This window comes from Anaerohalosphaeraceae bacterium (assembly GCA_035378985.1).
Lineage (GTDB): Bacteria > Planctomycetota > Phycisphaerae > Sedimentisphaerales > Anaerohalosphaeraceae > JAHDQI01.
Window position 1 is genome coordinate 286,688 of the sequence record DAOSUR010000002.1, and the last position, 10,766, is coordinate 297,453.

General features: G+C 53.0%; 11 protein-coding genes. 4 read left to right on the forward strand and 7 right to left on the reverse strand.

Annotated features, from left to right (window positions below; translation table 11 throughout):
* Nucleotides 1-17 precede the first annotated feature (17 nt).
* Together PKY88_03475 and PKY88_03480 are read left to right on the forward strand one after the other, a co-directional pair.
* Nucleotides 18-1,259 (forward strand): pitrilysin family protein, encoded by a 1,242-nt coding sequence (locus PKY88_03475; GenBank protein ID HOQ04260.1) that lies wholly within the window; start codon nt 18-20, stop codon nt 1,257-1,259.
* Nucleotides 1,260-1,268: 9 nt separating this feature from the next.
* Nucleotides 1,269-2,495 carry a pitrilysin family protein gene (locus PKY88_03480; protein HOQ04261.1) on the forward strand — a complete coding sequence of 409 codons (1,227 nt, stop codon included), beginning with the start codon at nt 1,269-1,271 and terminating at the stop codon, nt 2,493-2,495.
* A 295-nt stretch (nt 2,496-2,790) separates the two neighbouring features.
* On the opposite strand, the gene PKY88_03485 is transcribed toward PKY88_03480, so the two are convergent.
* A complete protein-coding gene (locus PKY88_03485; GenBank protein ID HOQ04262.1) occupies nt 2,791-3,264 on the reverse strand; it encodes a hypothetical protein in 474 nt (157 codons plus the stop codon).
* Nucleotides 3,265-3,266: 2 nt separating this feature from the next.
* Here PKY88_03485 and PKY88_03490 point away from each other — a divergent pair, with 2 nt between their 5' ends.
* Both PKY88_03490 and PKY88_03495 read left to right on the forward strand, forming a co-directional pair.
* A complete protein-coding gene (locus PKY88_03490) occupies nt 3,267-4,061 on the forward strand; it encodes a hypothetical protein (protein ID HOQ04263.1) in 795 nt (264 codons plus the stop codon).
* A 5-nt stretch (nt 4,062-4,066) separates the two neighbouring features.
* Nucleotides 4,067-4,864, forward strand: coding sequence for a hypothetical protein (locus tag PKY88_03495; GenBank protein HOQ04264.1), 798 nt, complete (start codon nt 4,067-4,069; stop codon nt 4,862-4,864).
* On the opposite strand, the gene pgl is transcribed toward PKY88_03495, so the two are convergent.
* From pgl to nadA, 6 genes are all read right to left on the reverse strand, one after another.
* Nucleotides 4,759-5,946 carry a 6-phosphogluconolactonase gene (gene pgl / locus PKY88_03500; protein ID HOQ04265.1) on the reverse strand — a complete coding sequence of 396 codons (1,188 nt, stop codon included), beginning with the start codon at nt 5,944-5,946 and terminating at the stop codon, nt 4,759-4,761. The two genes, PKY88_03495 and pgl, sit on opposite strands and share 106 nt — an antisense overlap.
* A gap of 17 nt (nt 5,947-5,963) precedes the next feature.
* Complete coding sequence (locus PKY88_03505) at nt 5,964-7,040, reverse strand: sugar phosphate nucleotidyltransferase (GenBank protein ID HOQ04266.1); 1,077 nt, start codon at nt 7,038-7,040, stop codon at nt 5,964-5,966.
* Nucleotides 7,041-7,092: 52 nt separating this feature from the next.
* Entirely contained in the window at nt 7,093-8,172 is a 1,080-nt protein-coding gene (locus PKY88_03510; protein HOQ04267.1) for a sugar kinase, read from the reverse strand.
* Nucleotides 8,173-8,297: 125 nt separating this feature from the next.
* Nucleotides 8,298-9,461, reverse strand: a complete 1,164-nt coding sequence (gene nifS, locus PKY88_03515; GenBank protein HOQ04268.1) for a cysteine desulfurase NifS — start codon at nt 9,459-9,461, stop codon at nt 8,298-8,300.
* Nucleotide 9,462: 1 nt separating this feature from the next.
* Nucleotides 9,463-10,353: a Fe-S cluster assembly protein NifU gene (gene nifU, locus PKY88_03520; GenBank protein HOQ04269.1), complete on the reverse strand. Its 891-nt coding sequence runs from the start codon at nt 10,351-10,353 to the stop codon at nt 9,463-9,465.
* 28 nt (nt 10,354-10,381) lie between these two features.
* The coding region (nadA, locus tag PKY88_03525; protein ID HOQ04270.1) for a quinolinate synthase NadA at nt 10,382-10,766 on the reverse strand (385 nt) is incomplete at its 5' end.

Sequence of the window (10,766 nt, forward strand, 5' to 3'; positions counted from 1 at the left end):
ACAGTGAAAGAAACAAAATGGAATCTGTAGAACAAATGACTCTGCCCGGGGGCCTGACTGTTCTGGTCCAGCCCGTCAGCGGTGTAGAATCGGCCTCTTTTTCTTTTCTGCTGCCCGGCGGCAGTGCCGCCCTGCCGGACGGCTGCTGCGGCGCGGCGGCGGTTCTGAATGACTGGCTCTTTCGCGGAGCCGGACCCTATGACAGCCGCCGTCTGGTGGAAGAACTGGATGGCATCGGCCTTCACCGCCAAAGCAGCGTAAGCCCGGAGTACCTCAGCTACGGCGGTTCTCTTGAATCCGAAAACCTCTCCAGAGCTCTTGAACTGTACGCCGACATTCTTCTGCGTCCGCGTTTAGAGGAGGACCTGTTTGAACCCAGCCGGCAGCTGGCTCGTCAGGAGCTGGAGGCTCTCGACGACGACCCCCGACAGAAAGTCAGTGTCTGCCTTTATGAGCGATTTTACCCGGATCCGCTCGGACGACCCTGTGTCGGAAAAGAAGAGGACCTTCGCCAGTTAACACCCTCGCAAACCAAAATCCTCAAAGAGCGGCTGTTTGCCTGGTCCGGAGCTGTTCTTGCGGCGGCGGGAAAAATCGACACGCACGCCTTCCTGAAACACATAGAGCGGCTGTTCGGAGAGATTCCCCCCTCTCGGGAATGTCCCCCTGTTTTGCGTGCAGCCGCCGGAGGGTATCAGCACTTCCCGAATCCGGGTGCTCAGGTGCACATTGGTTTTATGACGGAGGTTCCTCCGTTTGATTCACCGATGTACTATTCGATTATGGCGGCCTGCATGGTTCTTGGCGGAGGAATGAGCAGCCGGCTCTTTACAGAAGTACGGGAAAAAAGAGGACTCTGCTACGCCGTAGGGACGCGGTATCATTCCCTCCGTTCCTGCGCCGGTATTGCCGGATACGCGGGAACTACGCCGGACAAAGCGGAAGAAACCCTTTCCGTTATTCTTTCAGAATTCCGCCGGCTTCGAAACGGAATCAGCGAAGACGAACTCCTTCGTGCCAAAACGGGGCTGAAAAGCACACTGATTATGCAGAATGAATCGACCTCCGCCCGTGCTTCCCGGCTGGCGGCGGACTGGTTTTATCTCAAACGCATTCGACCTCTGGAGGAAATCCGCCAGGCCATCGAATCGCTCAGAATTCAGTCCATTCAGGAATTTTTGGACGGCCCCTACGGACGGAAATTCACCTTTGTCTCATTTGGACCGCAGCCTCTTCAGACGCTTCAGAAGAAGGAGTAAAAAAGAGCCATGCAATTCCAGCACACCCAATTAGAAAACGGCCTGACTATCATCGGCGAAGTCAACCCGACCGCCCAGTCCGCCGCCTTCGGCTTTTTCGTACGAACCGGCTCGAGAGATGAAACTTCGTCCGTCAACGGTGTCTCTCACTTTCTTGAACATATGCTTTTTAAAGGAACGGAAGACCTTTCTTCTCTGGAAGTCAACGAGGCGTTTGACCGGCTTGGTGCCAAATTTAATGCCTTCACAAGTGAAGAAAACACCGTGTATTATGCCGCCGTCCTTCCGGAATATTTCCTCGCAGCGGTGGAACTGTGGTGCCGTCTGATGCGGCCGGCTCTTCGAATCGATGACTTTGATGTCGAGAAAAAAGTCATCCTCGAAGAGATTGCGATGTACAAGGACCTGCCGGAGTTTCAGGTGATTGATCAGGCCAGACAGCTTCACTTCGGTTCGCATCCCTGTGCCAACAGCGTTCTTGGTACCGAGGAAAGCATCGGCAATCTGACAGCCGAACAAATGCGGGACTATTTCAGACGCCGGTATGCACCGAACAATCTGGTGGCAGCCTGCTGCGGACAGTTCGATTTCGACCAAACCTGTCGGCTGATTGAACGTTATTGCGGCTCCTGGCAGACCATGGAAGCCGGCCGTTCTCTTTCTTATTTTGAAGGGACCGGACAACAATGCCGTCAAACAAAAGAGGGATTAAACAGCGAACATATTTGCCTGATGAGCCCATCCGTCTCGATGCAGGACCCCCGTCGTTATGCGGCGTCCCTTTTATCGCTGATTATAGGCGATTCGACCGGCTCTCGTTTTTTCTGGGCTTTGGTGGATCCTGCGATTGCCGACACTGCTGTGATGCAGTGTGAAGCAATGGACGGTGTCGGGATTTTCTCCAGTTACTTCCGTTGTCCGGCCAGAAATCGACAGAAAGTTCTCCAAATTGTCCAGGATATTTTCAGAGAGTTGGCAGAAAAAGGTGTTTCAGAAAAAGAGTTAAATGCTGCAAAAAACAAGGTGCTCAGCGCCATTACTATCGAGTCTGAACGGCCGATGGGACGGCTTGTAAGTCTCGGTTTCAACTGGGTTTATCTGAAGTCATATCGTTCTGTTTCGGAAGATGTTCAAGCCGTCAAAGCCGTCACTATTGACCAAATTAACGACTTGATTCGTGAGTATCCTCTTCATAAGTACACTCAAGTTAGTATTGGGCCTGCGGATGTATTATAGACATCAAAAATGTTTGAAAAAACTTCCGCTCTTTGCTATATTGCCTATTTTCATAGGTGATTAGGGAGCTCTGATATGGCACCGGATGAGAATCTGGATGATGACATTCTTCAGTGCAGGGCGGAAATCTTGCGTGCTCTCGGCAAGACTGAGGAGAACACACAAGCAAAGGAGGATGAATCCGCAGATGCAGATAATCCGGATACAGAAAATTCATTTCCAAGGTCGGATGAGGGCTTGACAAACTTGGCAGAACCACCGTCACAACAATCCGCTGAAAGTGAGAACGAAGACCTCAATTCAAAATCCGGCTCCTTTGGGGAGACCGCGTTTGAACTTTTTGAGGAAAATCCTTCGGATACTCAGCCAGTTCCTTCTGATGCCGGAGAGTCCCCTGAGTCTTCAGAAAAGTCCGCTTCTTCCAGTCCGGAAGCCAAAACTTTGTTTTTCCCAAAAAATTTCGAATCCCTTCAAAAAGTCCTCCATCTCCTGAAAGAACAAAAGGAAAATCTTTCCCAAACCTGTCAGGAGCAGGAAAAGCATATTGGTTTTCTGAACGAGGAGATCGAACATCTCCGGAATGAACTTCAAAAATCTCAGCAAACCTGCTCCGCTCTTGCAGAAGAGAATACCCAACTGAAGACGATTCAGAAGCAAATAGAACAATTGGAACTCCAGTTTCAGCAGATGGAGGCTGAAAAAAAGGATTTGCATCGGCAGATTTACTCTTTAAAAGAGGAAAATCTTCGTCTGCTTCAAGAAAAAACACAATTGTCTGAAGAGATTGCCGCGGAGCGTCAGAACAGACAAACGCTCGAAAACAGAAAAGTCTCCGACCTTCACGAAATCAACACACTCCAAAAGAAGCTCGAAGACCTTCAGAAAACCATTGCATCTCTCAACCAGGAAAATGAGAGCTTAAGACAGCATAATTCCTCCCTGCATCAACAGATTCATCTGCTTGAGAAGACGATCGGAAAACAGCAAACAGAATCGCTGAACACCGTTGCCGCCCTTCGAGAAGAACTGCAGGAAAAGACCCGGCAGCTCGAAATATGGAAGATGGAGTACGACCGATTGTGTGAACAGGACGAATCGGAGCAGGAGTCTGACTCAGACTTTTCGCTTTCTGATACACAGATCGGAGAACCGGGCATCCCGGCAACCGAAAAGGAAATAAGTTTCCCTTCAGAATCTCCTGTCTTTTCGGAAGAAAATAAGGAAGATTCGTCCATCCCCCATTTTGACCTGTCTGAACAGATTCTTTCTGCCCAGCGAAAAGAAAGCAGCGCTCGCCGTCAGCCCCCTTCCGGAGGTACAACCGGCCCAAAGGAATCGGTTCGAAAAGTCGTTCATCAGTTTCTTAGTTCTTCGCGGACTGATGATTCTTTGGCGGCTGTCCCTGCCGGAGAAAAACCCCTCCATTTGGAGTTGGAACCTGCAGTCTTTTCTCAAAAAGCAGCGGCCGCAGATGCAGATGCTGTTCTTTCTGAAATTGTTCGGCGGGACATTGAGCGGTTTTGCCGCAACCATCAAGGAGTCTATATTGAGTTTCCGAGCGGATAAAATAGATGGCCGGGATAATCCAGACCAGCGGACTCCAGGGATGGTTGGATACGATTTTCGGGACAGTCTGGACGTATTTCGTTCTTGGACTTTTCTTTGCGGCTGTCCTGGCAGCTGTTCTGATTCGCTCCCTTCAGCCGGGATTCCTTTCCCGGCGTAAAAATGCTGAAAAACAGGGCCTATTGTACAAGGGGTTTACCGTCGGCCAAGAAACTTTGCTTTTCGAAATCCTTCAAAAAGAATCCGCAGCTTCTAAAACAGTGCTTTTGGCCGCGGCCGGTCTCGATTGTCTGCCGGTCACCATTCCCATACGGCTGGCCCTGCTTTCCAGTCAGGCCAAATGCCGCTGCCTGCTGATTGATTTGAACACCAAACGCAACGCCGTCTGGAAGGCGTTCGCAAACTCCTCCTCCAACGGCTCAACCGCGCTGCCGGCGGAATCCGGCCTGGACAATCTGTTTTTGGTTCCGGCACATTATTTTGACCAAACGCGACAGATGAATCTGGCCCCGCTTCTTCGGCAGGTGAAAAATCAATACGAACTGATTCTGATTAACGCCCCTTATCTGGACGGCCATCCGGACCGCAATATGATTGCTTCATCGGCGGAGCGGGCCTTTCTTTTTGTAAAAAAGGACAGCCAGGCTCAGCGGCTCATCAGCCTCTGTCAAAAACAAGGGTGCAGAATCCTCGGCTGCTACAAGCCGCTCACATCCCCGGCTTCCGACCGTTCCCCCAGCAGAGAAGCCGCCGCCGCATCCGCAACCCAAACCGTTCTCGAAAGAACCGGCCAGAGGCAGTGAGCCGGATAAAGCGCCGGAGCCGGCGGATGCGTCAGCAGGGTACAGAGAATCGGCGCCTTTTCCTTTCCGCTGAGCACAACCAGAATTGAATCGGCTTTCTGAATAACCGGAATTGTCAGGCTCAGACGCTTTCGTCCATCCGGACCCTCTACCGCCTGCACCAGTCGGCGGTTCTCTGAAATGGCCGGCGAACCTGGAAACAAGGACGCAATATGGCCGTCGGTGCCGACTCCCAGCAGAACCAAATCCAGCCCCGGAACCTGCCCGGGCTGCAAACCGAAAACCTCCCGCAGTTTTTTTTCATAGTCGGCTGCCGCTTCCTGCAAATCAGGTGCCTCCCCTTCCATCCGATAAACTCGCTCCTGTGGAATGCGCAGGGTTTTCAGAAAGGTTTCCGCAGCCGGCCGATAATTGCTGGCTGCATCGGAAGGACTTACAGCTCGCTCATCCGTCCAGAACCAATACACGTTTTCCCAGTCAATCTTTTGGGCATCGGGCGATTGGCTCAGAAGCTCAAAAAAACGCCGGGGAGTTCGTCCTCCGCATACAGCGACTGCAAAGCGGCCTTTCTCCTTGAGCGCCCGTTGTGCACAGAAAAGAAACTCCGACAGCACCTCCTGGGCCAGCGTTTCTTCATCCGGCATTCGGATAAACCGTCCCGGAAAGTCAGCCAATGCCTGTTTTCTGGCCTCCAGAAACCCCTCCAGAATTGCCGCGGCCGCCACGGCATCCAACCGCTTCTTTCTTTTTTTTCGCGTAAGCTCCATTGCGGACAGTTTCTCCTGCGCCTCAAAACTGCTCAGCCGCTCGTCGAAGAAAAGAATCGGCAGCGGAAGAGATTTTCTCAGTTCCTCTGCAAATCGGCGCACCTTCGCCGCACGCGGTCCTTCCGTTCCGTCCATATTGTAAGGCAGTCCGACAACCACCGCATCGAGTCGATAGGATTCAAGAGCCCTGCGAATCCCCGCCGGGGAGTTTTCAGCCCCTTCGAGCACCGTCAGAGGAGAGACAACCTGTTCAGAGGCGTCACAAATGGCCAGCCCTGTCCTTTTGTCCCCGTGATCAATCGCCAAAAACCGCATTGGAGGGCCTTTGCCGATTACAGATAGTTTGTTTTGCCTTCGCTCTCCAGCCGGCGGAGGAGCTCTTTTAAGCGATGGGCCTGGTGAATCGGACAAATCAGGGTCGCATCCGGGCTGTGGGCTACGATTACATCTTCCATCCCAATCATCGCAATCAAATGGTCAGGAGATTCCGCAGCCACAATCGTATTTCGGCAATCCAGCAAACAATGCTGGCCGGCAATGACCGTATTCTGATTCGAATCCGAGGAGATAATGTCGGCCAGGGCTGCAAAGGACCCCATATCCAGCCAGCGGCATGACAGCGGTATCCCGTAAATCTGAGGGGCCTTTTCCAGAACGGCATAGTCGATACTGATTTTCGGAAGGCGGGGAAACCATTCCTCCAAAGCCGAATACTGCTCCGGCCCTCCCCAGGCAGAGCGAATTTTTTCCAGCGGCTCGCTCGATTCGGGCAGAAATGTCTTCAGATGCTTCAGAATCGTTTTGGCCTTCCAGACAAACATCCCCGAGTTCCAGAAATACCCGCTTTGGGCTAAAAAACGTTCCGCAGTTTTTTGGTCGGGTTTTTCCCGAAATTCGGCAACGGGAAAAATCCGGTTGTTCCCATCTTGAATCTGCAAACGGATATAACCATACTGTGTCGCCGCAAAAGTGGGTTTGATTCCAAACGTCAGCAGGGCCTCTGGATGTTCTTTCACGAAACGAATCGCAGCCTGCAGAGCATCCAAAAAAGGTTCCGCCGGCTGAAGAATATGGTCCGAAGTTGCCACCGCCATTACCGCTTCCGGGTCCGTTTTTTGAAGGACAGCCGCCGCCAGACCGATGGCTCCTGCCGTATCCCGAACACACGGCTCCGGAATAATATTGTCCTTGGGCAGTTCACTTAAGTTTTCAGAAACCTGCTCAGCGTAATCGGCATTCGTTAAAACCAGGATATTGCGGAGGTCAAACAGCCGATTCAGGCGTTCGAAACTGTCCCGCAAAAGCGTTCGGCCGTTCAGGAGTTTTAATATCTGCTTCGGGCGTGACTGGCGGCTCAAAGGCCACAACCGCTGCCCGGAACCGCCCGCCATAATGACGGCAAAATCCATTCGACCTATCTCCTTTTCCCACCAGCCGCCCTTGAGCGGACCGCCTGCCGATTTACCGCTTCACGCGGGCATTTCCTTCCCAGATGCTCCAAATCTGCTCTTCATCCGCCGGCTGTGCATAATCTGTCAAAAGCGTTGTTGCCAGGGCTCCGGCCGCCCATCCGAACTGAACCCATTTGGCCGGCTCCCAGCCCTTCAAAATGGCATACAGCAGACCGCCGACAAACCCATCCCCCCCGCCGATTCGGTCCAGCACGGTGATTTCGCGGGGTTCAATCACATACCAGTTATTCCCCTCCGCCATAATCGTCCCCCACAAATGACGCTCGGTGCTGAGCACCTGCCGCAGCGTTGTGGCAAAAACAGATGCATTCGGGAAGGTCTTCTTGACACAGGAAATCATCCCCTTGAAACTGTCAATCTTGGCGGCAATGTCTTTGCCCCCTGCTTCCGGCCCCTCGATGCCGAGTGCCAGCTGGAAATCCTCTTCATTGCCGACCAGAATATCCGAAACCGACGCAATTTCCGTGAAGATGGCCCGCAATTCTTTCTCCCGATTCTTCCAGAATGAGGCCCGATAGTTCAGGTCGAAAGAAATCTTCGTCCCATACCGTTTGGCGGCACGAGCCAGTTCCAGACAAAACTGCCCTGTCTCCGGCGAAAGAGCCCCAATCAGCCCCGACATATGGACAACCTGCACCCCTTCTTTTCCGAAGAGACGCTCCAAATCAAAATCTTTCACATTCAATGTCCGTCCCACCTCACCGGCCCGGTCATTGTGCACACGGGGCCCGCGGCTGCCGTATCCGCTGTCGGCCAGATTGAACTGATGCCGGTACCCCCACGGCCCTCCTTGCGGGACTTCCCTGCCTTCATATTCCATATGGCGAGAGGCCAGGTCATCTTTGATAAATTGGGCAATTGGGCTGTCTTTGACAAAGGTTGTCAGGACTTTGACGCGGAGCCCCAAATACGATGAAACGCTGGCGACATTCGTCTCCGCGCTGGTGGCCTGCATCATCAGCAGGCGTGCACAATGCATCGGCTGACCATTCAGCGGCGTCAAACGAACCCCCATACTGGTTGGAACAACGAGATGGTACTGACAACCTTTCTTCAATTCGAGACCCATGAAAATACCCTTTCCTTACCCAAAACACAGACTATTTTCCACGCCGATGTCTGGACAGTTTGTACCGCAAAAAGACAGATTCATCAAGTCTTTTCTGACGGGAGAATCGGAAACAGGAACGGTCTTTAAGCCGTCTTGACAAAAGGACTTAACTGGCGAAGGCGATGAATAATCGGCCCGATTTTCTCGCCGACAAAATCGACCTCCTGCTGGGTGTTGAAACGGCTCAGACTGAACCGTACGGAGCCGTGAGCCGCCGTAAAGGGGACCCCCATCGCCCGCATCACATGAGAGGGCTCCAGAGAACCGGAGGTACAGGCCGAGCCGGAACTGGCACAAATGCCGTACTGATTGAGCATCATCAAAATCGATTCGCCTTCCACGTACTCGAAACTCACATTGAGTGTATTCGGGAGCCGATTCTGACGGTCGCCGTTGACCATCGTATCCGGACACGTCGCCAGAATTTTGGCCTCCAGGCGATCCCGAAGGGCCCGGACCCGTGTATTCTCGTCCTCCATATAGGCTCCGGCTAATTCGGCGGCCTTGCCCAGACCGATGATGCCCGGCACATTTTCCGTCCCTCCCCGCCGGCCTGCTTCCTGATGCCCTCCCAGGATAAAAGGCACCAGACGAACGCCGCGGCGGATATAAAGGACGCCGATTCCCTTAGGAGCGTGGAGTTTATGTCCGGACAGACTGAGCATATCAATCGTGCTGTCCTTCAGATTCAGCGGGATTTTCCCGACGGCCTGAACCGCATCGGTGTGAAACGGAACTCCTCGAGCGCGGCAAAGAGCCCCGATTTCCTCTATGGGGAAAATCACACCGGTCTCATTGTTGGCATACATAATCGTCACCAGGGCTGTATTGTCATCGAGCACCTCCGCCAGCTCATCCAGACTCAGCCGTCCCTGTCGGTCCACGGACAATTCATAAATCTCATAGCCGTGCTGTTCGAGATGCCGGCAGGGACTTAAAATCGCCGGATGTTCCACGCGGGTGGTAATAATTTTTCGCTTGCGCGGATAGGCCGCCAGCGTGCCGTGTATCGCCGTATTGTCGCTTTCGGTGCCGCCGCTGGTAAAAAGAATCTCATCGGGCTGGCAGCCGAGCAGCGAGGCAATCCGTTCACGGGCCTGCTGAATCTTCTTGGCCACACGGCCTCCGAAACTGTGCATGCTGGAGGGATTGCCGTACCATTGCTCAAAATACGGCAGCATCTCCTCGACAACGGCTGGGTCCACCTTCGTGGTGGCGTTGTTATCCATATAAATAACGGGGTCCATCTTAACTCTCCTGATGGCTGTGAGGCCGCTGGGCGGAATCCGCCTCTTCTTCAACAATCAAATCCGGGCTGACATACTCGTGGAGTTTGGCCTCGACGATTTCCTTCATCGTATAATCGGCCAGTTTGCAGCTGGCGCACATCCCGCGAAACGCCACAATTACACGGTTGCCGACCACATCAATCAATTCAATATCGCCGCCGTGAACCCGCATGGCAGGCCGGACCTGTTCCCCGAGCACTTCCTGAATCAGCGCGATTTTCTGGATATTGGTCAGTTTTCGGGGCGGCGGCTCCGGAGCGGTTCGCAGCTGGCGAACTTTATCCCCCTGAACTTCCTCAATCAATTGTTCGATTTGTCCTTTGCATCCGCCGCAGCCGCCCCCCGCTTTGCAGTAGTTCGTCACCTGTTCCACCGTTGTCAGATTGTTGTCCCGGATAACCCGCCGGATTTCCTCATCCGTAACACCGAAACAGGTACAGACAATTTTTCCGGTTTTGACAGGCAGCGGAGTCCCTTTGCCTTTCGAACGGTAATACGCGATGGCAGCCATCAGTGCCTCATGGCCCATCACCGAACAGTGCATCTTCTGTTCCGGAAGCCCGCCCAGCCGCTCCACAATATCCTTGTTGGTGATTTTTTCCGCTTCTTCAAGCGTCAGTCCCTTAACCATTTCCGTCAGAACGGACGAAGAGGCAATGGCACTGGCGCATCCGAACGTCTGAAACTTGGCATCGGCGATCCGCCCGTCCGGGCCGAGCTTGAACGTAAACGTCAGGGCATCGCCGCAGGCCAGTGAACCCACCTCGCCGATGCCGTCCGGATTCTCAATCCGGCCGACGTTTTTCGGATTCAGAAAATGTTCCATCACTTTATCTGTATAATCCCACATGGCTTGAACTCCGTTTTTGGACCGTCTTTTACCCTTCCGGCAAAATTTCCATCATTCGTTCAAGGGCTTTTCGGGCCCTGATTGCAACCGCTTCCGGCACTTCAATTCGGTATTCCATATCCTGGAGCGACCAGAGCAGTTTTTCCAGGGTAATCTTCTTCATATTTGGACAAACGGCAAACTCGCTGATCGGCACAAATGTTTTCTCCGGATACTTCTTTCGAAGGGTGTGCACAATGCCTTCCTCAGTGGCAATGATAAACACGTTGGCTTTGCTCTGGCCGGCAAACCGAATCATTCCGCCGGTACTGAGCAGCTCATCAGCCATCCGACGGATTTCAGGTCCGCATTCCGGATGAGCCAGCACAAGGGAGTTCGGATACTGCTGCCGGGCTTTTTCTATATCTTCCGGG

Coding starts and splice junctions, on each gene's coding strand:
- PKY88_03510 (HOQ04267.1), bottom strand. CDS start 8,172: ATGGGTCTCGAATTGAAGAAAGGTTGTCAGTACCATCTCGTTGTTCCA.
- PKY88_03480 (HOQ04261.1), top strand. CDS start 1,269: ATGCAATTCCAGCACACCCAATTAGAAAACGGCCTGACTATCATCGGC.
- nifS (HOQ04268.1), bottom strand. CDS start 9,461: ATGGACCCCGTTATTTATATGGATAACAACGCCACCACGAAGGTGGAC.
- PKY88_03495 (HOQ04264.1), top strand. CDS start 4,067: ATGGCCGGGATAATCCAGACCAGCGGACTCCAGGGATGGTTGGATACG.
- pgl (HOQ04265.1), bottom strand. CDS start 5,946: ATGCGGTTTTTGGCGATTGATCACGGGGACAAAAGGACAGGGCTGGCC.
- nifU (HOQ04269.1), bottom strand. CDS start 10,353: ATGTGGGATTATACAGATAAAGTGATGGAACATTTTCTGAATCCGAAA.
- PKY88_03505 (HOQ04266.1), bottom strand. CDS start 7,040: ATGGATTTTGCCGTCATTATGGCGGGCGGTTCCGGGCAGCGGTTGTGG.
- PKY88_03475 (HOQ04260.1), top strand. CDS start 18: ATGGAATCTGTAGAACAAATGACTCTGCCCGGGGGCCTGACTGTTCTG.